Source organism: Pseudomonas fluorescens, assembly GCF_000967965.1.
GTDB classification, from domain to species: domain Bacteria; phylum Pseudomonadota; class Gammaproteobacteria; order Pseudomonadales; family Pseudomonadaceae; genus Aquipseudomonas; species Aquipseudomonas grandcourensis.
Genome location: NZ_LACC01000020.1, coordinates 74,002 through 98,197, shown reverse-complemented (window position 1 = coordinate 98,197; position 24,196 = coordinate 74,002). Strand labels below are relative to the sequence as shown.

26 protein-coding genes and 1 tRNA gene are annotated in these 24,196 nt (G+C 58.9%); 12 read left to right on the top strand and 15 right to left on the bottom strand.

The genetic code is table 11. The annotated features are described in order from the left end of the window. Nucleotides 1–6 precede the first annotated feature (6 nt). From VC35_RS16575 to VC35_RS16565, 3 genes are all read left to right on the top strand, one after another. Nucleotides 7–699 (top strand): hypothetical protein, encoded by a 693-nt coding sequence (locus tag VC35_RS16575; RefSeq protein WP_046041562.1) that lies wholly within the window; start codon nt 7–9, stop codon nt 697–699. 27 nt (nt 700–726) lie between these two features. Continuing rightward, nucleotides 727–1,398, top strand: a complete 672-nt coding sequence (locus tag VC35_RS16570; protein WP_046041561.1) for a hypothetical protein — start codon at nt 727–729, stop codon at nt 1,396–1,398. A 68-nt stretch (nt 1,399–1,466) separates the two neighbouring features. Then, nucleotides 1,467–2,177, top strand: coding sequence for a hypothetical protein (locus VC35_RS16565; RefSeq protein ID WP_046041560.1), 711 nt, complete (start codon nt 1,467–1,469; stop codon nt 2,175–2,177). Between the two features lie 147 nt (nt 2,178–2,324). Here VC35_RS16565 and VC35_RS16560 read toward each other — a convergent pair. The 5 genes from VC35_RS16560 to dapA form a co-directional block, all read right to left on the bottom strand. Then, nucleotides 2,325–2,414, bottom strand: a tRNA-Ser gene (locus tag VC35_RS16560). Nucleotides 2,415–2,497: 83 nt separating this feature from the next. Continuing rightward, entirely contained in the window at nt 2,498–3,211 is a 714-nt protein-coding gene (purC, locus tag VC35_RS16555; RefSeq protein WP_007944067.1) for a phosphoribosylaminoimidazolesuccinocarboxamide synthase, read from the bottom strand. Nucleotides 3,212–3,239: 28 nt separating this feature from the next. Then, nucleotides 3,240–3,998, bottom strand: coding sequence for an MBL fold metallo-hydrolase (locus tag VC35_RS16550; RefSeq protein WP_046041559.1), 759 nt, complete (start codon nt 3,996–3,998; stop codon nt 3,240–3,242). A 4-nt stretch (nt 3,999–4,002) separates the two neighbouring features. Beyond that, nucleotides 4,003–5,118, bottom strand: a complete 1,116-nt coding sequence (gene bamC / locus VC35_RS16545; protein ID WP_046041558.1) for an outer membrane protein assembly factor BamC — start codon at nt 5,116–5,118, stop codon at nt 4,003–4,005. A 17-nt stretch (nt 5,119–5,135) separates the two neighbouring features. Next, on the bottom strand, nt 5,136–6,014 hold the full coding sequence (gene dapA, locus VC35_RS16540) for a 4-hydroxy-tetrahydrodipicolinate synthase (protein ID WP_046041557.1): 879 nt from the start codon (nt 6,012–6,014) through the stop codon (nt 5,136–5,138). 329 nt (nt 6,015–6,343) lie between these two features. On the opposite strand from dapA, the gene VC35_RS16535 reads away from it, so the two are divergent. Beyond that, the gene (locus tag VC35_RS16535) at nt 6,344–6,904 is read left to right on the top strand and encodes a glycine cleavage system transcriptional repressor (protein WP_007979776.1); all 561 of its coding nucleotides are present in this window, start codon (nt 6,344–6,346) and stop codon (nt 6,902–6,904) included. A gap of 10 nt (nt 6,905–6,914) precedes the next feature. After that, a complete protein-coding gene (locus tag VC35_RS16530) occupies nt 6,915–7,388 on the top strand; it encodes a peroxiredoxin (RefSeq protein WP_046041556.1) in 474 nt (157 codons plus the stop codon). A gap of 52 nt (nt 7,389–7,440) precedes the next feature. Here the strand turns inward: VC35_RS16530 and VC35_RS16525 are convergent, their stop codons facing one another. Then, complete coding sequence (locus VC35_RS16525; protein WP_046041555.1) at nt 7,441–8,511, bottom strand: AI-2E family transporter; 1,071 nt, start codon at nt 8,509–8,511, stop codon at nt 7,441–7,443. Nucleotides 8,512–8,542: 31 nt separating this feature from the next. Further along, a complete protein-coding gene (locus VC35_RS16520) occupies nt 8,543–8,782 on the bottom strand; it encodes a sulfurtransferase TusA family protein (RefSeq protein WP_046041554.1) in 240 nt (79 codons plus the stop codon). Nucleotides 8,783–8,880: 98 nt separating this feature from the next. On the opposite strand from VC35_RS16520, the gene VC35_RS16515 reads away from it, so the two are divergent. Continuing rightward, the gene (locus tag VC35_RS16515) at nt 8,881–10,314 is read left to right on the top strand and encodes a M48 family metalloprotease (protein ID WP_046041553.1); all 1,434 of its coding nucleotides are present in this window, start codon (nt 8,881–8,883) and stop codon (nt 10,312–10,314) included. 76 nt (nt 10,315–10,390) lie between these two features. Here the strand turns inward: VC35_RS16515 and VC35_RS16510 are convergent, their stop codons facing one another. The 4 genes from VC35_RS16510 to rpoE all read right to left on the bottom strand — a co-directional run bounded on the left by VC35_RS16510 (nt 10,391) and on the right by rpoE (nt 14,162). Next, complete coding sequence (locus VC35_RS16510) at nt 10,391–11,815, bottom strand: DegQ family serine endoprotease (protein ID WP_046041552.1); 1,425 nt, start codon at nt 11,813–11,815, stop codon at nt 10,391–10,393. Between the two features lie 178 nt (nt 11,816–11,993). Beyond that, nucleotides 11,994–12,953 carry a MucB/RseB C-terminal domain-containing protein gene (locus VC35_RS16505; protein ID WP_046041551.1) on the bottom strand — a complete coding sequence of 320 codons (960 nt, stop codon included), beginning with the start codon at nt 12,951–12,953 and terminating at the stop codon, nt 11,994–11,996. 8 nt (nt 12,954–12,961) lie between these two features. Next, entirely contained in the window at nt 12,962–13,549 is a 588-nt protein-coding gene (locus tag VC35_RS16500) for a sigma-E factor negative regulatory protein (RefSeq protein ID WP_046041550.1), read from the bottom strand. Between the two features lie 31 nt (nt 13,550–13,580). Then, nucleotides 13,581–14,162, bottom strand: a complete 582-nt coding sequence (gene rpoE, locus VC35_RS16495) for an RNA polymerase sigma factor RpoE/AlgU (RefSeq protein WP_003172477.1) — start codon at nt 14,160–14,162, stop codon at nt 13,581–13,583. A 552-nt stretch (nt 14,163–14,714) separates the two neighbouring features. Between rpoE and nadB the strand changes: the two genes are divergently transcribed. Further along, nucleotides 14,715–16,331 (top strand): L-aspartate oxidase, encoded by a 1,617-nt coding sequence (nadB, locus tag VC35_RS16490; protein ID WP_046041549.1) that lies wholly within the window; start codon nt 14,715–14,717, stop codon nt 16,329–16,331. Here nadB and VC35_RS16485 read toward each other — a convergent pair. Beyond that, the gene (locus tag VC35_RS16485) at nt 16,300–16,752 is read right to left on the bottom strand and encodes a protein YgfX (protein WP_046041548.1); all 453 of its coding nucleotides are present in this window, start codon (nt 16,750–16,752) and stop codon (nt 16,300–16,302) included. The two genes, nadB and VC35_RS16485, sit on opposite strands and share 32 nt — an antisense overlap. After that, nucleotides 16,736–16,990, bottom strand: a complete 255-nt coding sequence (locus VC35_RS16480) for an FAD assembly factor SdhE (protein WP_046041547.1) — start codon at nt 16,988–16,990, stop codon at nt 16,736–16,738. Before VC35_RS16480 ends, VC35_RS16485 begins: the two co-directional genes overlap by 17 nt. 148 nt (nt 16,991–17,138) lie before the next feature. Here VC35_RS16480 and ygfZ point away from each other — a divergent pair, with 148 nt between their 5' ends. Beyond that, nucleotides 17,139–18,080, top strand: coding sequence for a CAF17-like 4Fe-4S cluster assembly/insertion protein YgfZ (gene ygfZ / locus VC35_RS16475; RefSeq protein ID WP_046041546.1), 942 nt, complete (start codon nt 17,139–17,141; stop codon nt 18,078–18,080). 34 nt (nt 18,081–18,114) lie between these two features. Continuing rightward, the gene (locus tag VC35_RS16470) at nt 18,115–18,936 is read left to right on the top strand and encodes an HDOD domain-containing protein (RefSeq protein WP_046041545.1); all 822 of its coding nucleotides are present in this window, start codon (nt 18,115–18,117) and stop codon (nt 18,934–18,936) included. Between the two features lie 146 nt (nt 18,937–19,082). Here the strand turns inward: VC35_RS16470 and VC35_RS16465 are convergent, their stop codons facing one another. Both VC35_RS16465 and VC35_RS16460 read right to left on the bottom strand, forming a co-directional pair. Beyond that, nucleotides 19,083–20,471 (bottom strand): sensor histidine kinase, encoded by a 1,389-nt coding sequence (locus tag VC35_RS16465; RefSeq protein ID WP_046041544.1) that lies wholly within the window; start codon nt 20,469–20,471, stop codon nt 19,083–19,085. Next, on the bottom strand, nt 20,464–21,135 hold the full coding sequence (locus VC35_RS16460; protein ID WP_007979804.1) for a response regulator: 672 nt from the start codon (nt 21,133–21,135) through the stop codon (nt 20,464–20,466). The genes VC35_RS16465 and VC35_RS16460 overlap by 8 nt, the downstream gene beginning before the upstream one ends. A gap of 237 nt (nt 21,136–21,372) precedes the next feature. On the opposite strand from VC35_RS16460, the gene VC35_RS16455 reads away from it, so the two are divergent. The 3 genes from VC35_RS16455 to VC35_RS16445 are packed head-to-tail and all read left to right on the top strand — an operon-like array spanning nt 21,373 to nt 24,196. Beyond that, complete coding sequence (locus VC35_RS16455; RefSeq protein ID WP_046041543.1) at nt 21,373–22,662, top strand: OprD family porin; 1,290 nt, start codon at nt 21,373–21,375, stop codon at nt 22,660–22,662. 39 nt (nt 22,663–22,701) lie between these two features. Continuing rightward, entirely contained in the window at nt 22,702–23,679 is a 978-nt protein-coding gene (locus tag VC35_RS16450) for a Bug family tripartite tricarboxylate transporter substrate binding protein (protein ID WP_046041542.1), read from the top strand. 58 nt (nt 23,680–23,737) lie between these two features. Next, a complete protein-coding gene (locus tag VC35_RS16445) occupies nt 23,738–24,196 on the top strand; it encodes a tripartite tricarboxylate transporter TctB family protein (protein ID WP_046041541.1) in 459 nt (152 codons plus the stop codon).

Sequence of the window (24,196 nt, the reverse complement as noted above, 5' to 3'; positions counted from 1 at the left end):
GCAACCATGTCAAGGAAATGGGATTTAGCGAAGCTGAAGGAACACATTCGCACTATCCAGCCGAGTAAGGAATGGCTGCTGAGCACGGTGGATTCCGTGAGCCATTCACTGCTTATCTATCAGTATCACAAGAGTCTGGCTCGTGATGCATTTGCCGCCTATCACGTTGAGCACGACCCTGAAGGTATAAAAATGTTTGTTGGGGCAATGATGCTGGGAACCGAAGATGAGTTTGAGGATGCGAAGCTCGCCAGCGAAGCGAACCTAATCGCTGCAATTAATATCACCCGTAATACATTTGATATCTTTGCTCAAATTGTGAATGCCCTCGCCCTCCCCAATCCCTTAGGCATTGAACATTGCACCATTAGTAAGGTGAGGGATGGGCTTCCTAAGGGAGTTCTGAAAATGGAGATAACACGAATCACCAAGCTACCTTGGTTTCGGTATCTCTCAGGTTTCAGCAACACCATCAAACACCGCCAACTCGTGTCTCACAAACCATCACAGAAGCACAAAAAGGAAACCGGCGAGTACCTAGGGGGCGGAGCTGAGGTCGCGGCCTTCGAGCACCAAGGAAGAAAGTTCAAGGGCTACTGGGTACAGGAGGTGTTAGAAGGTACGGTCGAAATGCACAACGAAATCGTCGGGCTAGGCATAGCTCTCAATGAATGGTGCCTGTGCCCGAATCACCACTGATAGCCCAAAGGATAGGTGACAGGCTGAATGAACAGAAAATTTTTACTAATTGTTGTTGCCGGAGCTATTGCCGTAATCGTCGCTATCGTCGGCATGTATATCAATATGTTTGGAGGGATTCGCTCTGATCAAGCTGTCTGGGGTACCTTCGGGGACTACTTCGGCGGCATCCTGAACCCGGTTTTCGCACTCCTTGCATTCCTCGGCGTACTCTGGTCACTCGATCTGCAAATGAGGCAGATTAGGCAGCTTGAGCTGGATAAAAAGGCAGACGAAATTCTTCAGGTAGTAAAAGACATTGATGCTCGTCTTACTGAACTACTGCAAACACTTGTTGGAGCAGATTCCGGACATGACGTCCTTGTTATACACATGGTTGCGGAGGCAAATCGGCTATGTAAACAGGAAGGGGGCTCCCACACGAAGTTCTTGGCTGCCGTGGACATTTACATGGACTTTTTGAAAGCATCGAAAAGTTCGGACAGCCTAATCGGTATGGCAGTAAGAGAAATGGCTGATCAGGTTACAACCATGTGCGAGTTCCTTAAACGCTATCCGCAGCAGCAAGGTGGCGGATACGCCCCCATAATCGAATATTACACCGACAAAACCTCTCGCCTGATACCGATGTTGGTAGACGCGGAAAGCTTGTCCGGGTCCACGCAAGCATTTTTTAAGGCAGAAATCAGGAGTTCATAACCAGCCGACTCAAGAATAGAGCGAAGCAATCTGTGTCGCGACCCACAAGTCCATAAAGGAAACCAGTCATGCTTTACATGATGCTACCGCTCGATAGACATTTTGATTCAGGATTTGGCGCAGTCGCAGACTCGTTCAGGGATGCCGCTGACGCACTTGAAGACTCTCGAGAGAACACCCCAACCCTAAATGCCCACCTGCCGGTAAGCTTTCTATACCGGCACGCTGTGGAGCTTTACCTGAAGTCAGCGATCATCATTTTTCACCGGAAGCTCAACATCCCATACGGCGGTATTCCAGCAAGCGGCGAACCTCAAATCCTCGACGGGGCAAAGTGGAAGCCTATGTATAACGTCCACGGTCTGCTGCCGCTCTATCGACACTTTTGCTCACTTTTTGAAGACCACGCCGAATACCTCTCCAATCATACAAACACAGATTGGAGCTTCCCCGCCGATCTAGGTCAATGGATCAGTGAGATCGAGGCAACGGACTCATCAAGTACGTTCTTCCGCTATCCAGTTACGAAGGACAAGGCAAAAGACAAAGAGAAATCCGTCATCCGGGAAGACAGTTACGATGCTCTGCTTTCAAGGATGGGGCAGCACCAAAAGCCAACCAAAACGCTACTTATGCTTGATCAAGATGACAACGTGGTTGAAACCTTCTCACACGACGACACACGAGCCAAAGAGATCATCGGTACGCTGAAGCAGGTTGCAGAGCTGTTTTCCAATTGCCACGCGGCATTAGTAGGCGAACTAACTGCTGGAGCTTGAAGCCGTGTCGGTTATCAGCTGATTGGAAATCGAGTGCGTAGCGAAGGATTTAGTGTGCGGCAAGGGGATTTGAGTAGTACAACCGAGTAGTACAATCCAGAAACGAGAAAGCCCCACAGACCTTGATCTGTGGGGCTCTACGAATAATGGCGGAGAGATAGGGATTCGAACCCTAGGTACCGGTGAAGGTACAACGGATTTCGAATCCGTCCCATTCGGCCACTCTGGCATCTCTCCAACGGCGCGCATCATAACAACACTTTCGCAGGAAGCGAACCCCCTAAGCGAAATATTTCTGTGCTTTCAGATGCTTGCGTCGGTTAAAGCGGTACACCCAGACGATTGGCGACTTCTTCATAGGCTTCGATGACGTCACCGAGGCCCTGACGGAAGCGGTCCTTGTCCATTTTCTTGCCGGTGGCCTTGTCCCACAGACGGCAGCCGTCCGGGCTGAATTCGTCGCCCAGCACGATGGAGCCATCGTGGAACACGCCGAATTCCAGCTTGAAGTCGACCAGCAGCAGGCCGGCGTCGTCGAACAGCTTGCTCAGGACTTCATTGACCTTGAGCGACAGCTCTTTCATGCGAACCAGTTGCTCGGCGGTGCCCCAACCAAAGGCAACGACGTGGGATTCGTTGATGAACGGGTCGCCCTTGGCGTCGTCCTTCAGGAACAGCTCGAAGGTGTAAGGGTTGAGCTTCATACCCTCTTCGACACCCAGACGCTTGACCAGGCTGCCGGCGGCGTAGTTACGCACGACGCACTCGACCGGGATCATGTCGAGCTTCTTCACCAGGCATTCATTGTCGCCCAGCAATTTATCGAATTGGGTCGGCACGCCAGCAGCTTCGAGCTTCTGCATGATGAAGGCATTGAACTTGTTGTTCACCATGCCTTTGCGGTCGAGCTGTTCGATACGCTTGCCATCGAACGCCGAGGTGTCGTTGCGAAACAGCAGGATCAAACGGTTAGCGTCGTCGGTCTTGTAAACCGACTTCGCTTTGCCGCGGTAGAGTTCTTCACGTTTTTCCATGATGGGCTCCGCTTGCTAAGTAGATGGGCTAGGCGATGTGACGCCAGTCGAGCCCTGAATCTTGATCGGCCAGTTGCAGCCAGTCCGGGTCGCACCCGAGGGTGTCGACAAAACATTGCCGGGCCAGCCGCGGCAGGTTGTTCTTGCTGCTCAGATGGGCCAGGACCAGGTGTTGCAGGTCTTTCCAGCCCAGCTCAGCCACCAGGAATGCCGCCTGGTGGTTATTCAAATGCCCCAGCTCACCGCCCACCCGCTGCTTGAGAAAGTACGGGTAATGACCGCGAGCCAGCATGTCACGACAGTGATTGGACTCGATCATCAACGCATCGAGGTCCCGATAGCCGTCCAGCACCTTGTCACAATACGACCCCAGGTCGGTCAACAGGCCGAAGCGCCGTATACCGTCACTGAAAACATATTGCGTCGGCTCTTGTGCATCGTGGGCCACGGCAATGACACCGATGCTCAAGTCGCCGATTTGCAGCTGCTCGCCGCCGGCCAGAAAGCCTGCGGGTTCCATCGGTTTGCGCATCCCGCGCAAGGTCCCGCGACTGAGGTAGACAGGCAGATTGTAGCGCCGAGACAGCAAACCCACGCCATGCACGTGGTCGGCATGTTCGTGGGTCACGAGTATCGCGCTCAGCTGCGCAGGGTTCACACCCAGGCGCAGCAGGCGTTTTTCGGTTTCCCGCAGGGAAAAACCACAATCCACCAATACGTACGTATCAGCACTGGCTATCAGCGTGCCGTTCCCTTGACTACCGCTGCCGAGAACGGCAAAACGCATAGGATCAGCCCAGGTTGTCCTGAATCTTGCTCAACACTTTACGCGCCACATCTGCCGGCGCCACGGTGTTGATGTTTTTCTCGACGGTGACCTGGACGTTCTCGCCAACCTTGCTCAGGCGAACCTGATAACGCTCGGCGCGAGCCTCAAGCTCTTCCTTGCTCGGCGCACTGCCGAACAGGCTGCTGAAGAAGCCTGGCTTGTCGTCTTTGCTCTCGGCTTTTTCGGCCAGGTTGATGTAGTACAGGCCCAGGCTGCGGTTGATGTCTTCAACACGCCATTCGCCTTGCTCCAGCGCACGACCGACGCTCGACCAGGCGCGATCCAGGTCGGTGCCGACGTTCAGCACAGGGTTGCCGCTGCCGTCCTCACTCAGACTGACACGACTTGGCGCGTCGAAATCACGCGAAGCCAGCATGGAAACCGAACCGCCCTTCTCGGAGATACGGCTCATGCTCGCGAGCATGTCGTCGACCAGTGCCGCGTCCAGGCCAGTATTGACCGAACGGTTGGTGAAGGCCACGTCGGCGGTGCTGCCGGCAGGACGCTCGGCGCTGACCACGTAGACTTCACTGGTGTTGCGCTGCACGCCCGGCTCAATGCGCACCCGCACGCGGGTTTCGCTGTCCGTGCTGACACCGGCCGCGCTCAGGCGCTTGGCCATGGCCGCGGACAGTTCATCGGAATGCTGCCAGGTCGTGGTGAATTCGCCGGTTTGCGGACGCTGTTCATCCAGACGGAAACCGTTGTCCTGGAAGAACTGAACGGCCACGGGCCAGACTTCAGCCGGCGGATTCTGCGCCAGGATGGAGCTGGAGCCGCCGCTCTTCTGCAGGGAGTAGGCACTGGCGTCGGCACCCGCGGTCAGCGGCTGCGGCCGAGGAACGATGTATTCGCCCTTGGCGGTGTCATCGGCCACGTTGCGCGGGATCGGCAACAGCGGATCCAGACGCTTGGCGGTACGGACATCCTGCGGTATTTGCATCGGTGCAGTCTGTTGCGCTTCCAGGTAATCGCTACCACGGTCACGGAAATAACCTTCCGGGCCCCAGACCCATCCACAGCCACTGGTGCTGGAGATAATCAAGGCAAGTGCGGAAAGTCCGGCCATTCGCTTCATGCGTTGTACTTCCTCAATTAAACCAGGACGCCGCACTGGCGCAGGGCCGTGCGCAGCGTTTCGTGACAAGGTGTGCTCAGCCAGGTCAACGGCAGGCGAATGCCTTCGTGCATCAGTCCCATTTCAACCAAAGCCCACTTCACCGGAATCGGGTTGGCTTCGATGAACAGGTCCTTGTGCAGCGGCATCAGTTTTTCGTTGATTGCCCGTGCAGTCTCGGCATCCCCCTTGAGGGCAGCCTCGCACAGATCGGCCATTTCACGCGGCGCGACGTTGGCGGTCACGGAGATGTTGCCCTTGCCGCCCATCAGGATCAGCTCGACCGCGGTCGGATCATCGCCGGAAAGGACGATGAAGTCCTTGCTTACACCGTCGAGGATGGCCTTGGCGCGCTTGAGGTCGCCGGTCGCTTCCTTGATACCGATGATGTTCGGCACGGTGGACAGGCGGATCACGGTTTCGGCCTGCATGTCGCAGGAGGTGCGGCCGGGAACGTTATAGAGAATCTGCGGGATGTCGACCGATTCGGCGATGTGCTTGAAGTGCAGGTACAGGCCTTCCTGGGTCGGCTTGTTGTAGTACGGCACGACCAGCAGGCAGGCATCGGCGCCGGCTTCCTTGGCATTTCGGGTCAATTCGACGGCTTCGCGGGTCGAATTGGCGCCGGTACCGGCGATCACCGGAATACGACCGTTGACCTGCTTGACCACGGCACGGATGACTTCGATATGCTCGTTGACGTCGAGGGTTGCCGATTCGCCGGTGGTACCGACGGCGACAATGGCATGGGTGCCGTTTTCAAGGTGGAAGTCCACGAGTTTGCTGAGGCTGTCCCAGTCAAGACGCCCCTGTGCATCCATGGGTGTGACCAGTGCCACCATACTGCCCGCAATCATGAAACCGCTCCTGCCGGAAAAAGAGAGCCGTAATGGTACTGGCGCCAAGATGCTTGCACAAGCGAAGTACTGTGCTGCCGCCATTCCCCTTGGCGCCGGTTTTCGCTACCCTTCAGACTTTGATCGGTACAGACAAGCTCGTGCGTCGGGTTTCAGCCTCCATTTTCGGCATCACAAGCCCTGATCCAGCGTTGCCGCCTCTCGCTCCCGCCCTGCCGGAGCACCGTCGCAACCTGTCGTTTGGGGTTTTCTGAATTCGCATCCGCAGGCTCGCTCCCGACAAAACGCCCTCTGGACGTACCGACCGCTCATCGCTTTAGGAATGCTGCATGTCCACCCCCACAGTTCGCGAACAATTCCTTGTTATCAGTGCCCTCGGCGCCAACCCCATGGAGCTGACCAACGTCCTGTGCCGCGCCAGCCATGAAAACCGCTGCGCCGTTGTCACCTCTCGCCTGACCCGCCACGGCGAATGCAGTGCCCTGGTGCTGGAAATCTCCGGTAGCTGGGATGCCTTGGCACGCCTGGAAGGCAGCCTGCCTGTATTGGCCAAGCGGCATGCGTTCACGGTCAACGTGGTGCGCAGCGCGGCCCTGGAAAACCGCCCCCAGGCCCTGCCGTACGTCGCTTATGTCAGCTCGGCCTACCGCTCGGACATCATCAACGAACTGTGCCAGTTCTTCATGGACCACAATGTCGAGCTGGAAAACCTGACCTGCGACACCTATCAGGCTCCGCAGACCGGCGGCACCATGCTCAACGCCACGTTTACCGTGACCTTGCCGGCCGGCGTGCAAATTAGCTGGCTGCGCGATCAGTTCCTGGATTTTGCCGACGCGCTGAACCTCGATGCCCTGATCGAACCCTGGCGCCCACAGAACCCAATGTAAGGAAGCTTTCATGGCCGTTGCCATCGACCAACCGGTTGCCGATTTCGAAGCCCCCGCCACCAGCGGGCAGACCGTCAACCTCGCGGGCCTGAAGGGCAAGCAAGTGGTGATCTACTTCTACCCCAAGGACAGCACCCCTGGCTGCACGACCGAAGGACAGGGTTTTCGTGATCAGTACGCTGCGTTCAAGGCCGCCAACACCGAAGTGTTCGGTGTGTCTCGCGACAGCCTGAAATCCCACGAGAACTTCAAGTGCAAACAGGAATTCCCCTTTGAGCTGATCAGCGACAAGGATGAAGCCATCTGCCAGCTGTTCGACGTGATCAAGCTGAAAAAGCTCTACGGCAAGGAATACATGGGCGTGGATCGCAGCACGTTCCTGATCGACGCCAACGGCGTACTGCGCCAGGAATGGCGCGGCGTGAAGGTGCCGGGGCATGTTGATGCCGTTTTGGCGGCTGCTCAGGCACTGAACAAGGCCTGAATACCTCAAAAAAAATCGCAGCCATGAGCTGCGATTTTTTATCTCCACCGACTTATAGCAGCGGTGATACCTCCGGCTCTTTGCGCGGCCAAGCGTCCAGCACGGCCTTGAACAGCGTCGCCAGGGGAATCGCGAAGAACACCCCCCAGAATCCCCACAACCCACCAAACAACAGCACTGCGCAGATGATCGCCACCGGGTGCAGGTTGACCGCCTCCGAGAACAGCAATGGCACCAGCACGTTGCCATCCAGCGTCTGAATGACCCCGTAGACTGCCATCAAGTAAATGAATTGATCGCTCCAGCCCCACTGGAACAGCGCAATCAGAAACACGGGCACGGTTACCACCACGGCGCCGACATAAGGCACAACCACCGAAATCCCCACCAGCAATGCCAGCAGCGCAGCGTAGTTGAGTTCAAGAACAACGAAGGCGATATAGGTCACGCCACCGCAAATGAAGATTTCGATAACTTTGCCGCGAATGTAGTTGGCGATCTGCCGGTTCATTTCATGGGCGACCCGGGTGATCAACGCCCGCTCACGGGGCAGGTAACCGCGCACCCACTGGCCGATCATGGCCCGGTCCTTGAGAAAGAAGAACACCAGGATCGGTACCAGCACCAGGTAGATCATGATGTTCACCAGCAACGGCAGGCTCGACAGCGAGAACGTCAGTGCCCACTGACCAAACTTGCCGATTTCGCCCCGCGCCACTTCGATGGCCCGCAGCACCTGCTCGTCGGATACCAGGTGCGGATAGCGCTCGGGCAGCAGCAGCAACAGTGACTGCCACTTGGCGAGCATGCCGGGCAACTCGTTGAACAATGTGATCAGTTGATGCCACAACAACGGCACGACCACCACGATAAACACCAGCAACAGCCCCATGAACAACGCAAAGACCAGCCCCACCGCGACCCCACCTGGCACCCGCAGGCGCTCGAGGGTCACCACCAGCCCCTGCATCAGGTACGCCAGCACCATGCCGGCGAGCACCGGCGCCAGCATACCGCCCAGGGTCAGCACGGCGGTGAACGCAAGAATCAGCAGGACAGCCAGCACCACCGCTTCTTCATCGGAAAAATAGCGCTGGATCCAGTCGCGTAACACTTTGAACATCAATAATCCTTAGGAGCAAACACAGCCGATTTCAGGCTTTTTTCAACCAGTAGCGGTAAACACCCGCGTCATCTTCTTCACGAAGCAGGGTATGACCGGCCAATCGGGCAAAGGTGCGAAAGTCGCGCTGCGAACCCGCATCGGTGGCGATGACCTTGAGTACCGCACCACTGGCCAGCCGGTTGAGCTCCATCTTGGCCTTGAGCAACGGCAACGGGCAATTCAGGCCACTGGCGTCCAGTTCAACGTCATGCTCTAAAGCGTCGGTCATTGCATCACTCCGGGTCAGGTGGTTGAGTTGCCTAGAATATCTGGTCGCAACGTCGGTGTCCGGCTACAGTAAGGTCTTTGTCGACTAAGGCTTTGTGCATGACATTTTTGCGCCCTACCCTGCTGACGCTCGCTTGCCTGCTCGCCTCACCGGGCTTCGCCGACGACCTGCCGTCACTCGGCGACGCCAGTTCTGCCATTGTCTCACCGCAACAGGAATACCAGCTCGGCCGCGCCTGGCTGGCCATGTTGCGCAGTCAGGTTTCGCAGCTCAACGATCCGCAGCTCAAGGATTATGTGGAATCCAGCGTTTACCGACTGGTCGAGACCAGCCAGGTCACTGACCGGCGCCTGGAATTCATCCTGATCAACAGCCCGCAGCTCAACGCCTTTGCGGCGCCGGGCGGGATCGTCGGGGTGAACGGAGGTTTGTTCCTCAACGCCCAGACCGAAGGCGAATACGCTTCGGTACTGGCGCACGAATTGGCTCACTTGTCGCAGCGCCACTTTGCCCGGGGCATCGAAGCGCAACAACGCATGCAAGTACCCATGATGGCCGCATTGCTGGCCGGCATCGTGATCGCAGCCGCGGGCGCCGGTGACGCCGGGATCGCTGCCATTGCCGGTACACAGGCAGCGGCCATTCAGGAACAACGGCGGTTCTCCCGCCAGAACGAACAGGAAGCCGACCGCATCGGCATTCTCAATCTGGAAAAGGCCGGTTATGACCCCCGGTCGATGCCCACCATGTTCGAGCGCCTGGGGCGGCAGTACCGCTACGATGCCAAGCCACCGGAATTCCTGCTGACGCACCCGGTGACCGAATCGCGTATCGCCGACACCCGCAACCGCGCCGAACTGGCACCACAGGGCGGTATCGAAGACAGCATGCGTTATCAACTGATCCGCGCGCGCGTCCAGTTGATCTATGAAGAAACCCCGGGGCTCGGTGCCAAGCGCTTCCGTGCCCTGCTCGACGAAAACCCGAAAAACGACGTGGCGCGCTACGGCCTGGCAATTGCCCAGATCAAGGGCGGTCAACTGAACGAAGCACGGGAAAACCTCAAGCTGTTGCTGGCCAAGTCACCCAACGAAATCATCTACAACCTGGCTCAGGTTGACCTGGACATCACCAACAATCGCCTGGCGGACGCCCAGTCCCGGGTTGACCGGTTGATGGCCCAGTATCCTGGCAACTATCCGCTGAACCAGGTGCGCGTCGACCTGCTGCTGAAGCAGAACCGTACTGCGGATGCGGAGAAAGCCCTCGAAGGCCTGCTCAAGTCGCGCCCGGATGATCCGGACGTGTGGTATCAGGTTGCCGAGACGCGCGGCCTGTCGGGCAATATCATCGGCCTGCATCAGGCTCGCGCCGAATACTTTGCGCTGGTCGGGGACTACAAACAGGCCATTCAGCAACTGGACTTCGCCAAACGCAAGGCTGGCAGCAACTTCCCGCTGTCTTCGCGGATCGATGCACGGCAACGCGAGCTGATGGAACAGGAGCGCATGATCAAGGACATGATGGGCTGACGCCCTGGAGGCAAGAAGTCCGGACACAAAAAAACCGCCTCTTTCGAGGCGGTTTTTTATTCAACCAACAACCGGGTTATTCAGCCAGCTTGAAGGTGATGAAGCTCGCACGACCCTGACGCAGTACCCGCATCGACACCGAGCGGTTCTTTGGCAGCGCCTTGGCGATGTCCGCGAACTCCTTGGTGGAACCGATGGCCTGGTTGTTCAGGTGGGTGATCACATCACCCGGCTGCAAGCCGATCAGAGCGGCAGGACCGTCCTGCACTTCCTTGATCACCACACCACCCTTGAGGTCGTAGGTTTTCTTCTGGTCGTCAGTCAGCTCGACCACGGAAACACCGAGACGATTGCTGCTGCGCTCGATGCTGGATTTTGGCTCGGCACCCATCTCCTTGCCTTCTTCCGGAATTGCACCGACGGTCAGTTCGACATTCTTGCGCTTGCCGTCACGGATCACTTCCAGATTGGCTTTTGCACCAGCCTTCAACGCGCCAACGAGGTGCGGCAAGTCGGCCGACATAACGATTGGCTGACCGTTCATGCTCAGGATCACGTCGCCCACTTGCAAGCCACCCTTGGCAGCCGGACCATCATCCTGGATTTGGGCAACCAGCGCACCGGCCGGCTTCTCCAGACCGAACGACTCGGCCAGGTCCTTGCTCACTTCCTGAATCACGACACCCAGCCAGCCACGGCTGACCTTGCCACCGGATTTCAGCTGATTGGAAACATCCATGGCCACGTCGATCGGGATTGCAAACGACACGCCCATGAAGCCACCGGAGCGGGTATAGATCTGCGAGTTGATCCCGACCACCTCACCGTTCAGGTTGAACAGCGGGCCACCGGAGTTACCCGGGTTGATCGGCACGTCGGTCTGGATGAACGGCACATAGTTTTCGTTCGGCAGGCTGCGACCGACGGCGCTGACGATGCCTTGGGTCACTGTGTGGTCAAAGCCGAATGGCGAGCCGATCGCGACAACCCATTGGCCGGCTTTCAGGTCCTGGGATTTACCGAGCTTGAGCACCGGCAGATCCTTGCCTTCGATTTTCAGCAGCGCCACGTCGGAACGAGGATCGGTACCGATCAGCTTGGCTTTCATTTCGCTGCGATCAGCCAGGCGGACGAGGATCTCGTCAGCATCGGCGATCACGTGGTTGTTGGTCAGGATATAGCCATCGGTAGAGATGATGAAACCTGAGCCCAGGGAGGTTGCCTCGCGCTGACGGTCACGCGGTGAGCGCGATTGTGGCGGCATGCCCCGCTCGAAGAATTCGCGCAGCATTGGCGGCAAGCCTTCGAGGTCGGGCATTTGCTGGCTGACTTTGCGATCCGGCAGCTTTTGCGTGGTACTGATGTTCACGACCGCAGGCGAGGCCTGTTCGACCAGTTGCGTAAAGTCAGGCAGTTCGACCGCTTGGGCGGTGACCGCCTGACCGAGCACCAGCACGGTGGCAAAAATGGAAAAGTAGGACTTCAAGCGAGGTATCGACATACGGCTCCCGTTACGACGAGCATGGTTAAGCGATATGGAGCAAGGAACACCGGGAACAATACGCCGGTATTTTTGTTCCGGGAACAACAAACAAGGCCAGAGCCGAGGGGCTCTGACCTATAAGAAATTTACGGGATTTTTGCAAATTGAAATGCTCACGAAACATTTCGAATTCAGCTCACTGCTTGGTTGCAGCGGCATCAGTGCGCATCGAAAGCGCTATCCGCTCAGCAGTACCGACCGGTATCTCGCCGACGACGGTCACCATCATGTCGCCCTGTGTCGTGGCCAGGCGCCTGGAAACCGCAACAGTCGGGCCCAACTGAGTACGGGTGTCGGTGACTGTTGCACCATTCAACGGTTCGAGGAATACCGAAAAGCGCGTCAGGCCATCGTCATACATCAGGCTGTTGACCTGGGTCTTGGTCTCCGGATCCTTGCGAGCGGTGCTGCTGGTCAGCTCGAAGCCGGGCGGCAACCAGTCGGAACGCCAGACCTGAGCAGACTTGACGGCAGAAGCCTTGTCACTCTCGAGGTTGACCGGCTTGCAATCATTACTGGCCTGCAGGTCTTTTTCGGAAGGAACGTCGGCGGTATCCAGTTGCGTGAACTGGAAGCGCTCCAACAACCGCCCCTTGTCGTCCAGTAGCAAGGACTTCAGAGGCAGGCCGGTCTCTTTGTCCAGATGCAGTTCAAAACCGTAGCGATGCTGATCGCGGGGTGTCAGCGATACGATCACCGCCGGACGCCCGGCGACACGCGACTTGCCGATGACGGCGAGGTCATACCAATTCTTGAGCTTTTGAGGATCGAGTGCACGGGCAGCGGAGTTCGGGGAGTCCCCAAGCCCTGCTATCAGTGTGCCGCTGACGCATTGGGTTTGCCCATCAATGCGAACGACTTCCTGAGCGGAACCGTCGAGCTGGATCAATCGCTCGCGGACCTTTCCATCCTGGACGCGGTGCCAGATGTTATGGGTAGAAAAACTACCGTTACGCTCGTAGACGAAAGTACCCTGAAAGCTTTGCTGTTGCTCTGCCTGGCCCAGGCGGGTCAACCAGTCCTGGGCTTCATCGGCTTGGGCTGGAACAATGAACCAGCCGCAGAGCAGAAGCGAAAGTAGAGGTATGGCGCGCATGATCCTCCTTAACGGTTTTCCAGGCTTGCGGCACGAGCGTACGGCAGAGCGCTCTCAGTGCCTTTCAGTGCAGCCTGTTGTGCGTGTTGGCGCAAGTAACCTGGCAAACGCTGATCGTGCCAGCCTGGCTGACCTTGCAATACGCCGTTGGCCATTGGGCCAGTAGCATCCGAACTCTCATTGTAGCCTGCCAGAACGGCTGGGCCTTTTACTTGAGGAACGGCCAGTCCGGGCTGAGTGGATTGCTGGGCCAATTCGACGCCGGCGATCTCATCCTGGTTGTACAGACGTACACCGGCCAGCACCGCCAGGGTCACGGAAGCTGCGACCGCCAGACGACCCAGGCTGCGCCATGGACCACGGGAGGCTTTTGCCGGTACGGCTTCGTCAGCCAGGGCAGCAGAAACAGCTGCGGCGATGTCCAGGCGTGGAAGCAGCAGATCCTTGTGCATCACTGCCCGAGCGATCTGATAACGAGCCCAGGTATCACGGGTTTCAACATCGTCACAGGCATTCAATACCCGACGCAATTCCAATTCGTCCGCTTCGTTATCCATCACTGCGGACAGCGATTCCTGCAGGGCTTCACGACTCATGGCGTTCCTCTCTTGGCTGTCGCCGCTGTCTTTAGTTTTCCTGCAACAATGGCTGCAGGGCTTTGTCGATGGCCTCCCGGGCGCGGAAGATCCGGGAGCGCACGGTGCCTACCGGACATTGCATGACGCTCGCAATGTCCTCGTAACTCAGACCATCAAACTCACGTAAAGTTAAAGCCGTACGCAAATCTTCCGGCAGTTGCTGAATGGTTCGATGGACGGTGCCTTCGATCTCATCCCGCAGCAAGGCCCGCTCTGGCGACTCGAGATCCTTGAGGCCATGATCGCCATCGTAGAACTCTGCATCCTCGGAACTGACATCGCTATCCGGCGGCCGACGGCCGCGTGAAACCAGATAGTTTTTCGCCGTGTTGATGGCGATGCGGTAAAGCCACGTATAAAACGCGCTGTCTCCGCGAAAATTTCCAAGTGCACGGTATGCCTTGATAAAGGCTTCTTGTGCCACATCCTGGGCTTCATGGGTGTCGTGCACAAAACGCACGATCAACCCGAGAATTTTGTGCTGGTATTTCAGCACTAGCAGATCGAAAGCACGCTTGTCGCCGCGCTGAACGCGTTCGACCAGTTGCTGATCCTCTTCCTGGGTTAGCATGAACACTCCTCGATGAGCTCGGAGGAGGCTTGCAGAAGTAAACCACCAGACTTGCAAACATAGACTCGTGCTTTTCGCAAAAGTTCTCCCCCTCCAGGCAAGTTTCCTGCGGGCTCTGATTTGGCACGCACGAAAAGCGCAGCACGAGTTGACCCGGCTGCGCGGATAATCTTGTCATCGGATTCTTCAGCAAGGATCGAACTGCAATCCCGCACTGAAACCGACACTGTCCCTTGTTTCAGGCAACCTTCTATTGATCTTGGCCCTTTGGCAAAAGTTCCAAATATTTATAGCCGTGCCAACCCGACATTGTGCAACCGTGAAGGGAAAAAGACTGTTAAATCGGCGATACAGTCATTCTCGCGCCCAACGGGCAGAAAAACATCCGACGAAGTGACCGATGTTTTGGGTCACGGTAGTTTCACAATGCCATGCTAGCTCGGGTATTGTGCCGCTCCCCCCCTCTATATACTAGTGGGCTGTGCGGCTGCATCGACTCGACAGTCCAGCTGCGCCAACCCCGACCCGGGTCGCTTTGAGCGGAATCCTGAAATGAGCCAACAGTTTCAACACGATGTTCTGGTAATTGGCAGCGGTGCTGCCGGCTTGAGCCTTGCGCTGACCTTGCCCGGTCATTTGCGCATTGCCGTTCTGAGCAAGGGCAACCTCGCCAATGGCTCGACTTTCTGGGCCCAAGGCGGCGTTGCGGCCGTACTGGACGACACCGATACCGTTGAATCCCATGTCGATGACACCCTCAATGCCGGCGGCGGCCTGTGCCATGAGGACGCCGTGCGTTTTACCGTCGAGCACAGCAGGGAAGCGATTCAATGGCTGATCGACCAGGGCGTGCCCTTTACCCGCGATGAACAGTCGAGTAACGAAGACGGCGGGTTCGAGTTCCACCTCACCCGCGAGGGCGGTCACAGCCATCGGCGCATCATCCATGCCGCCGATGCCACTGGCGCTGCCATTTTCACCACCCTGCTCGACCAGGCCCGGAAACGACCGAACATCGAACTGCTGGAGCAGCGGGTTGCGGTTGACCTGATTACCGAAAAACGCCTGGGACTCGAAGGCGATCGCTGCCTCGGCGCTTATGTGCTCAATCGCGGCACCGGCGAAGTCGACACCTATGGCGCCCGTTTTGTGATCCTCGCCTCCGGTGGGGCAGCCAAGGTTTACCTCTACACCAGCAACCCTGACGGCGCCTGCGGCGATGGCATCGCCATGGCCTGGCGCTCGGGCTGCCGGGTGGCGAACCTGGAATTCAACCAGTTCCACCCTACTTGCCTGTATCACCCACAAGCCAAGAGCTTCCTGGTCACCGAAGCCCTGCGAGGCGAAGGTGCCCACCTGAAGCTGCCCAACGGCGAGCGCTTCATGCCGCGCTTCGACCCACGGGCCGAGCTGGCGCCACGGGACATCGTCGCCCGGGCGATCGACCATGAAATGAAGCGACTGGGTGTCGATTGCGTCTATCTGGACATCAGCCACAAGCCCGAAGCCTTCATCAAGACGCACTTCCCGACGGTGTACGAACGCTGCCTGGAATTTTCCATCGACATCACCAAACAACCGATTCCGGTGGTCCCGGCGGCGCACTATACCTGCGGCGGCGTGATGGTCGATCAACAGGGTCGTACCGATGTGCCGGGGTTGTATGCCATCGGCGAAACCAGCTTCACCGGCCTGCACGGCGCCAACCGCATGGCCAGCAACTCGCTGCTGGAATGTTTCGTCTATGCACGCTCGGCGGCGGCAGACATCCTTGAACAGTTGCCCCGAGTGCCGATGCCGGCCCCCCTTCCCGTCTGGGATGCGAGCCAGGTCACCGATTCCGATGAAGACGTGATCATTGCGCACAACTGGGATGAACTGCGGCGATTCATGTGGGACTACGTTGGCATCGTGCGGACCAACAAGCGTCTGCAACGGGCACAACACCGCGTGCAACTGTTGCTGGATGAAATCGACGAGTTCTACAGCAACTACAAGGTCAGCCGGGATTTGATCGAGCTGCGCAACCTGGCCCAAGTGGCCGAGCTGATGATCCTGTCAGCCATGGAGCGCAAGGAAAGCCGCGGCCTGCATTACACCCTCGATTACCCGGACATGTTACCGGTCGCGCTGGACACTATTCTGGTGCCGCCCACCTACGTCGGCTGAATTTGAGCCGGACCCGCAGGCGTCGGTGCACATCCGCCGCCTGCGCATCCCGGGGCACGCAAATGGCCCTGACCCGGCGCTCGCCACGCAGTCGGAAACGCAGTACCACCACCAACGGCAGCGCCAGGCTGTCCGGCCTCAGTTGCACGGGCTGCCAACCCCTGGCCCGACTCCACAACTGCCAGCCATCGGCATCACGCCGCAAACCGCAAAATGCCTGAGGGTGGGTCAGCAGGATTTGCCGGGGCAACAGCCAGACTCCATGAACCACGCACAGCAGGACGCCGAGCGCGCTGGCCCAGACCGGAATCGACAGTAAAAACAAAGAACCCAACGCGAACAGCTGGGCCAGAAGATACGCCGCCAGCAACTGCCGTGAGGCATGCCAGCGGCATTCGAAGCCGTTACTTGGGCTGGACACGATCCAGGATCATGCGAACCATGCGTTGCAGCTCGGGATCTTCCGATTCGCTGCGTTCCATGAACCAGCCGAACATGTCCTGGTCCTCACTCGTCAGCAGTCGGACGTACAACGCGCGATCCACTTCGTTGAGCGTTGCGTAAACCTCTTTCGTGAACGGTACCAGCAACACGTCAAGCTCAAGCATGCCACGGCGGCTGTGCCAAAAGAGGCGGTTCAGTTCAACATCTTCGACCATGGAGCGCTCCTCAAATAGGCCGCAAGTATACAGGCCCGCGCCCGGTCGAACAGTCGGCTTTGGTCGGGCATTGCGAGCCTTTGTTAACTACCCATTTCGCAGGCGGCCCCTTATGATGTCCACCAGACTTTTTACCCTGCGATGACCCATGGCCGATTCTGCTTTTTTCTGCACCCTTTCTCATGAGGGTGTTCTCGCGGTCCGCGGCGCGGACGCCAGCAAATTCCTGCAAGGCCAATTGACCTGCAACCTCAACTACCTGAGCGATTCCCGGGCCAGCCTCGGTGCGCGTTGCACGCAAAAAGGCCGGATGCAATCGAGTTTCCGCATCCTGCTCGAGGGTGACGGCGTGGTCCTGGCCATGGCCACCGAATTGCTCGAACCGCAACTGGCGGACCTGAAAAAATACGCGGTGTTTTCCAAGTCGAAACTGACCGACGAAAGTGCCGCCTGGATCCGCTTCGGCGTTGACCATGGCGACGCCGCACTGGTCAGCCTCGGCCTGGACCTGTCGGCAGAAACCGACAGCGTCGTGCGCAACGACGGGCTGATCGCCATCCGTGTCTCGCCTGAACGCGCAGAACTGTGGGTCGCCGCCGGTCAAGCCGATGCGGTCAAAGGCAAGCTATCGGCTGTGCTGAGCGAGGGCGATCTGAATCAATGGCTGCTGGGCCAGGTCCGCGCAGGGATCGGCCAGGTCTTGCCCGGCACCCGCGAGCTGTTCATCCCGCAGATGCTCAACCTGCAAGCGGTCGGCGGCGTGAGCTTCAAGAAAGGTTGCTACACCGGGCAGGAAATCGTTGCGCGGATGCAGTACCTGGGCAAACTCAAGCGCCGCCTGTATCGCCTGCAGCTGGCTGCTGGCGAATTGCCTGAACCGGGTACCCCGCTGTTTTCCCCGACCCACGGCAGCTCCATCGGTGAAGTGGTGCTGGCTGCCCGCGCCGGACAGAACATTGAACTCCTGGCTGTGTTGCAAGCCGAAGCAGCAGAAGGTGGAGACATCCACCTGGGCGCCCTCGAAGGGCCGTCCTTGCAGCTGCTCGACCTGCCTTATGAACTGGACCGCGACCGCGAAATCCAGCAATAACGGCAGCACTTGGCGCGACACCTAGAGAGACTAAATGAGCAAGCTGGCGGAAAAGGTCCAACAGGATTTGGTTGAGGCCATCAATAACGATGACCTGGTTCTGCCAACGTTACCGGAAGTGGCCCTGCAGATTCGCAAAGCCGCGGAAAACCCGGAAGTCAGCGTCAGTACCCTGAGCAAAGTGATCGGCCGTGATACCGCGCTGTCAGCACGTCTGATCAAAGTGGTCAACAGCCCACTGTTGCGCGCGGCCCAGGAAGTGACCGACCTGCATACCGCGATCACCCGCCTGGGTATCAACTACAGCTGTAACCTGGCGATCGGCCTGGTCATGGAGCAGATTTTCCATGCCCGCTCTGACGTGGTGGAGCAGAAGATGCGCGATGTCTGGCGTAAAAGCCTGGAAATCGCCGGCGTCAGCTACGCCTTGTGCCGCCGCTACACCCGACTCAAGCCCGATCAGGCGGCACTTGGCGGGCTGGTGCACCAGATCGGCGTGCTGCCGATCCTGACGTACGCCGAAGATCACTATGAGCTGCTGTCCGACCCGGTCAGCCTCAACCATGTGATCGACCGGATTCATCCGCTGATCGGCGAAAAACTGCTCAAGGTCTGGGATTTTCCCGACATGCTGGTGCAAGTGCCGCGGTTATACCTGAACTTCAAGCGCCAGTCCGCGCAGGTCGACTATGTGGATCTGGTGCAGGTGGCCAGCCTGTATTGCCTGCAGGAAACCGATCACCCGCTCGCCCGTGCCGACGCGTTGATTGTACCGGCCTACAAGGCACTCGGAATCGACTTTGACGACAAGGCGATGTGCGCCGATCTGGAAGAAACGCGCACGATGTTTTACTGATCAATGTGGCGAGGGGGCTTGCCCCCGTTGGGCTGCGAAGCTGCCCCAAAACCTGCGACCGTGTAAGCCAGGCACACCGCATAGTCAGGATTTACGACTGCTGCGCAGCCGAACGGGGGCAAGCCCCCTCGCCACAGTGGGAATATTCATTCTCCCGCAACAAAACTCACCCGCACCTTCAACCCTGCGCGCTCACCGTCATGCAGGCTGATCTGCGCCAGATGTGCGCGGCAGATCTCACCGACAATCGCCAAACCCAATCCGGAACCGGCCACTTGCTGATTGCGTCGGTAAAAACGCTCGAACACCCGATCGCGCTCCTCAAGAGGAATACCAGGGCCATCATCTTCGACTTCCAGCACGGCGGGCGCCGAGACCCGCAGAATCACGTTGCCCCCCGGCGGCGTGTGGGCCAGTGCGTTATCCACCAGATTGCTCAGCAGTTCGTTCAACAACGTCGGCTCGCCCCGCAGCCAGACCGATTCATCCGCCTCCAGCGCCAGCGCGATACCACGCTTGTGGGCCAACGGCGCCATGGCCATGCCCAGCTCCCGGGCCAATTGACTCAGGTCGAGTAACTGCGCGCCGCCCTCGGCAATCGCCCGGGCGCCATTTTCGACCCGTGCCAGGGAAAGCAACTGATTGGCCAGGTGGGTCAAGCGATCAGTGCCTTGGGCGGCGGTTTCCAGCGTGCTGCGCCAGGTTTCGGGCTCGGCCGAGCGCATGCCCAACTCCAGGCGCGCCTTGAGCGCCGCCAGCGGCGTGCGCAGTTCGTGGGCGGCATCGGCGATGAATTGCGCCTGCTTCTCGAACTGCCCGCGCAAGCGCTCGGTAAAGTGATTGAGCGCGCGCACCAGTGGCCACAATTCGCGCTGCACTTCCACCAGCGGCAAGGGGCGCAGATCGTCCGGCTGGCGCTCTTCCACTGCCGTGCGCAAGCGCTCCAGCGGGCGCAACGCGGCACTCACTGCGAACCACACCAACATCAAGGCCCCACCCGCCAGCATGCCCAGGCGCAGCAAAGTATCTGTCGCCAGGCTACGGGCCATGCTCACCCGCGCTTCATCGGTTTCCGCCACGCGAATTTCCGCCATGCCGTTCATGTTCGGCTCGCTCACGGGTTTGAGCAGGCTCACCACGCGCACGTTCTGCCCGCGGTATTGGGCGTTGTAGAAACGTGCCAGCGCCGGATAGTCATCGGTGCGCGGCGTTCCCGGCGGTGGCGCCGGCAGGTTTTCGTACCCGGAAATCAGCTTCTGATTGATGTCGTTGACCAGGTAGAAAATCCGCCCGGCACTGTCGTAGGCAAACGTATCGAGGGCCACGTAGGGCACGTCGGCACTCAGGGTGCCGTCGCGCTGGGACACGCCGGCGGCGATGGTTCGCGCCGAGGCCAGCAGGGTCCGGTCATAGGCCGTGTCGGCAGCTTCGCGCCCGTTCCAGTAGGCGCTCAACCCACTGGCCAGCATCAACACCACCAGCAGCAGCGCCAGGTTCCACAGCAACCGCCAGCGCAGGCTGCTGGGCTTATGCATCGCGGCTTTCCAGCAAATAACCGAGGCCGCGGAAGGTCACGATGGCGACCGGCTGGCCGTCGAGTTTCTTGCGCAGGCGGTGCACGTAGATTTCGATGGCATCGGGGCTGGCCTCTTCATCGAGACCGAACACTTGCGATGCCAGTTGCTCCTTGCTCATGACCCGACCGGGGCGCGCGATCAGGGCTTCGAGTACGGCCTGCTCACGGGAGGTCAGGGTCAGCAATTCTTCGCCGAGGGTGAAACGCCGGGTTTCCAGGTCATAAGCCAGCACACCGCAACGCTGAATGCGCTCACCGCCCAGCACACTGCGGCGCAACAAGGCTTTGACCCGGGCTTCGAGTTCGGTCAGTTCGAACGGCTTGGCCAGGTAGTCGTCGGCGCCGAGGTTCAGGCCGTGGACCCGATCCTTGACGTCGCTGCGGGCGGTCAACATCAACACCGGCAGGTTCTTGCCCCGCGCCCGCAAACGCGCCAGCACTTCGAAACCATCCATGCGCGGCAATCCGACATCGAGGATCGCCATGGCGTATTCCTCGCTGCCCAGCGCCAGGTCGGCTGCTACGCCATCGTGCAGAACGTCCACGGTCAGCCCGGTGCTCTTGAGCGCCTGGGCAACACTTTCGGCGAGCTGCAAATGGTCTTCGACGAGCAGGACACGCATGGATCTTTACCTCATTGCGGGATGGTCGACGCCATTCTCTGGCGCGAAGTTTACAGCCGCAACCGCCGCTGTGAAGCCCGAAAACCGTGAAAGTCAGCTGAAAGGTTAGCGAAAGGTTAGCCCGTTACAGTCCAGCCACGGACAGTTTCGACTGCCGTCGCTGCAGCCACACAGCGATACGAAAAACGCCTCGAAGCGTTTTCGACAAATAAGAACAATAAACGGAGTAAGTCATCCATGCAGTCCCTGCAGACCCAGGCTATCGCGCCTGCCCGCCTCTCCCGTTTCAGCCACACTGCGCTTGCCAGCGCTGCCGCCCTTGCCGGTTTTTCACCGTTAAGCCAGGCCGCATTCTTCGAAGACAGCTCGGCCACTTTCGAAACCCGCAACATGTACTTCAATCGCGATTTTCGTGACGGTACCAGTGCCCAACAGTCCAAGCGTGACGAGTGGGCCCAAGGCTTTATGCTCAACCTGAAATCAGGCTACACCGACGGTACCGTGGGGTTCGGTGTCGATGCGCTGGGCATGTTGGGGGTCAAGCTCGACTCGAGCCCGGACCGTACCGGTACCGGCCTGCTGCCGACCGACGATGGACGAGCCGTCGACGAATACTCCAAGCTCGGCCTGACCGGCAAAGTGAAGATCTCCGCCAGCGAGCTGAAGATCGGCACCCTGATTCCGGAACTGCCGATCCTCAAGCCCAACGACGGGCGCATCCTGCCGCAGACCTTTGAAGGCGGCATGCTGACCTCCAAAGAGATCAAGAACCTGACCTTCACCGGCGGGCGTCTGGATAAAGCCAAGGACCGCGACAGCACCGACTTCGAGGACATTGCCCTCAACAACAAGAACAGCCGCTTCGCCGGCACCGTGGCGGGTGACCACTTTGACTTTGGCGGCCTGGACTACAAGTTCACCGACAAGATCACTGGCAGCTATCACTTCGCGCAACTCGGTGAAGTCTACAACCAGCACTTTCTCGGGTTGATCGCCTCACAGCCCTTCGGCCCCGGCACCTTTGGCACCGACCTGCGGTTTGCCATCAGTGACGACCAGGGCGAGGCCCGTGGCGGCAAGATCGACAACAAATCCCTCAACGGCCTGGTGAGTTACGCCTTGAGCGGGCACAAGCTCAGCGCGGGCTACCAGCACATGTCCGGCGACAGCGCGTTTCCGTATGTGGATGGCGCCGACCCGTACCTGGTGAACTTCGTGCAGATCAACGACTTTGCCGGGGCCGAAGAACGCTCCTGGCAAGCGCGTTATGACTTCGACTTCGTCACCCTCGGCGTCCCTGGCCTGACCTTCATGAGCCGTTACGTGAGCGGTGACAACATCAAGCTCAAGAACGGTGACGAAGGCAAAGAATGGGAACGCAACTCCGAGATTAAATATGTTGTACAAAGCGGCGCGCTCAAGGATGTCGCCGTGCGCCTGCGTAATGCCACTTACCGTTCCAACTACTCCGCTCGCGATGCCGATGAAGTGCGTCTGCTGGTGAGCTACAGCGTTGCCCTTTGGTAATTCAGTACGTCGATAACAACAACTCCCAAGGAGACTTGAATGAACCTGTCAATGCGTAAACTAGCCCTCGCCGCCAGCGTCCTGCTGTTCACCGGCCAAGCGCTTGCCGAACCCAAACGCCCGGAATGCATCGCCCCGGCCTCGCCCGGCGGTGGTTTCGACCTGACCTGCAAACTGGCGCAAAGCGCGCTGGTCAACGAAAAACTGCTGACCAAACCGATGCGCGTGACCTACATGCCTGGCGGTGTCGGCGCGGTGGCGTACAACGCGGTAGTCGCCCAGCGTCCGGCCGATGCCGGCACCCTGGTGGCCTGGTCCAGTGGTTCTTTGCTGAACCTGGCCCAAGGCAAGTTCGGTCGGTTCGATGAAACCAACGTGCGCTGGCTGGCCGCCGTTGGCACCAGCTATGGCGCCATCGCGGTGAAAAGCGATTCGCCCTACAAGACCCTCGACGACCTCGTTCAGGCACTGAAGAAAGATCCGAGCAAAGTGGTGATCGGTTCCGGCGGCACCGTCGGTAGCCAGGACTGGATGCAAACCGCGCTGATCGCGAAGGCTGCCGGGATCAACCCCCGTGACCTGCGTTACGTTGCCCTCGAAGGTGGCGGCGAGATTGCCACCGCCCTGCTCGGCGGCCACATCCAGGTCGGCAGCACCGACATTTCCGACTCCATGCCGCACATCCAGAGCGGCGACATGCGCCTGCTGGCGGTGTTCGCCGACAAGCGCCTGGACGAGCCGGAAATGAAGGACATTCCGACAGCCCGCGAGCAAGGCTATGACATCGTCTGGCCGGTAGTGCGCGGCTTCTACCTCGGGCCAAAAGTCAGCGACGAAGACTATGCCTGGTGGAAAGCGGCCTTCGACAAACTGCTGGCTTCCGAAGACTTCGCCAAGTTACGCGATCAGCGCGAGCTCTTCCCGTTCGCCATGACCGGCCCGGAACTGGACACCTACGTTAAGAAGCAGGTTGCGGACTACAAAGTGCTGGCCAAAGAGTTCGGCCTGATCCAGTGATCGTCTCTGTCTAGCGGCTGCGGCTCCGTTTGGCGGAGCCGCAGCACAGGAGTTCCCCATGCTCTTACAACGCATTTTTGCTTCGGTGCTGTTGCTGGTCTGTCTCGGCCTGGCACTGATGGCGTGGCCGTACCAAGCGGCTTTTTCCTACGAACCGGTGGGGCCTCGGGCCTTTCCATTGCTGATGCTCGGCCTGATGGGCTCGGCGCTGTTGTACATGGTGTTCCGTCCGGCACCGATCAAGCACAGCGCTGACGAGCCGCCACTGGATCGCGAAACCCTGACCAAGATCGGCATCTGTGTGGTGCTGTTGCTGGTGTTCGCCGGCACCTTCGAACCCCTGGGTTTCATCGTCGCCAGCATCCTGATCGGCGTGCCCATGGCCCGCCTGTATGGCGGTCGCTGGGTGCCAAGCATCGTGATCATCAGCCTGATGGCCGTCGGCCTCTACCTGCTGTTCGACAAGTTGATGGACGTGCCGCTGCCGCTTGGCGTGCTCGACGTTCTGGAGAACTGA

What these genes read in the sequence shown, in the direction of transcription:
- purC (WP_007944067.1), bottom strand. Translation starts at nt 3,211, where the DNA reads ATGGAAAAACGTGAAGAACTCTACCGCGGCAAAGCGAAGTCGGTTTAC.
- bamC (WP_046041558.1), bottom strand. Translation starts at nt 5,118, where the DNA reads ATGAAGCGAATGGCCGGACTTTCCGCACTTGCCTTGATTATCTCCAGC.
- dapA (WP_046041557.1), bottom strand. Translation starts at nt 6,014, where the DNA reads ATGATTGCGGGCAGTATGGTGGCACTGGTCACACCCATGGATGCACAG.
- VC35_RS16565 (WP_046041560.1), top strand. Translation starts at nt 1,467, where the DNA reads ATGCTTTACATGATGCTACCGCTCGATAGACATTTTGATTCAGGATTT.
- VC35_RS16570 (WP_046041561.1), top strand. Translation starts at nt 727, where the DNA reads ATGAACAGAAAATTTTTACTAATTGTTGTTGCCGGAGCTATTGCCGTA.
- VC35_RS16530 (WP_046041556.1), top strand. Translation starts at nt 6,915, where the DNA reads ATGGCCGTTGCCATCGACCAACCGGTTGCCGATTTCGAAGCCCCCGCC.
- VC35_RS16515 (WP_046041553.1), top strand. Translation starts at nt 8,881, where the DNA reads ATGACATTTTTGCGCCCTACCCTGCTGACGCTCGCTTGCCTGCTCGCC.
- nadB (WP_046041549.1), top strand. Translation starts at nt 14,715, where the DNA reads ATGAGCCAACAGTTTCAACACGATGTTCTGGTAATTGGCAGCGGTGCT.
- VC35_RS16525 (WP_046041555.1), bottom strand. Translation starts at nt 8,511, where the DNA reads ATGTTCAAAGTGTTACGCGACTGGATCCAGCGCTATTTTTCCGATGAA.
- VC35_RS16450 (WP_046041542.1), top strand. Translation starts at nt 22,702, where the DNA reads ATGAACCTGTCAATGCGTAAACTAGCCCTCGCCGCCAGCGTCCTGCTG.
- VC35_RS16455 (WP_046041543.1), top strand. Translation starts at nt 21,373, where the DNA reads ATGCAGTCCCTGCAGACCCAGGCTATCGCGCCTGCCCGCCTCTCCCGT.
- VC35_RS16575 (WP_046041562.1), top strand. Translation starts at nt 7, where the DNA reads ATGTCAAGGAAATGGGATTTAGCGAAGCTGAAGGAACACATTCGCACT.
- VC35_RS16535 (WP_007979776.1), top strand. Translation starts at nt 6,344, where the DNA reads ATGTCCACCCCCACAGTTCGCGAACAATTCCTTGTTATCAGTGCCCTC.
- VC35_RS16460 (WP_007979804.1), bottom strand. Translation starts at nt 21,135, where the DNA reads ATGCGTGTCCTGCTCGTCGAAGACCATTTGCAGCTCGCCGAAAGTGTT.
- VC35_RS16505 (WP_046041551.1), bottom strand. Translation starts at nt 12,953, where the DNA reads ATGCGCGCCATACCTCTACTTTCGCTTCTGCTCTGCGGCTGGTTCATT.
- VC35_RS16510 (WP_046041552.1), bottom strand. Translation starts at nt 11,815, where the DNA reads ATGTCGATACCTCGCTTGAAGTCCTACTTTTCCATTTTTGCCACCGTG.
- VC35_RS16465 (WP_046041544.1), bottom strand. Translation starts at nt 20,471, where the DNA reads ATGCATAAGCCCAGCAGCCTGCGCTGGCGGTTGCTGTGGAACCTGGCG.
- VC35_RS16470 (WP_046041545.1), top strand. Translation starts at nt 18,115, where the DNA reads ATGAGCAAGCTGGCGGAAAAGGTCCAACAGGATTTGGTTGAGGCCATC.
- VC35_RS16520 (WP_046041554.1), bottom strand. Translation starts at nt 8,782, where the DNA reads ATGACCGACGCTTTAGAGCATGACGTTGAACTGGACGCCAGTGGCCTG.
- VC35_RS16480 (WP_046041547.1), bottom strand. Translation starts at nt 16,990, where the DNA reads ATGGTCGAAGATGTTGAACTGAACCGCCTCTTTTGGCACAGCCGCCGT.
- rpoE (WP_003172477.1), bottom strand. Translation starts at nt 14,162, where the DNA reads ATGCTAACCCAGGAAGAGGATCAGCAACTGGTCGAACGCGTTCAGCGC.
- VC35_RS16445 (WP_046041541.1), top strand. Translation starts at nt 23,738, where the DNA reads ATGCTCTTACAACGCATTTTTGCTTCGGTGCTGTTGCTGGTCTGTCTC.
- VC35_RS16500 (WP_046041550.1), bottom strand. Translation starts at nt 13,549, where the DNA reads ATGAGTCGTGAAGCCCTGCAGGAATCGCTGTCCGCAGTGATGGATAAC.
- ygfZ (WP_046041546.1), top strand. Translation starts at nt 17,139, where the DNA reads ATGGCCGATTCTGCTTTTTTCTGCACCCTTTCTCATGAGGGTGTTCTC.
- VC35_RS16550 (WP_046041559.1), bottom strand. Translation starts at nt 3,998, where the DNA reads ATGCGTTTTGCCGTTCTCGGCAGCGGTAGTCAAGGGAACGGCACGCTG.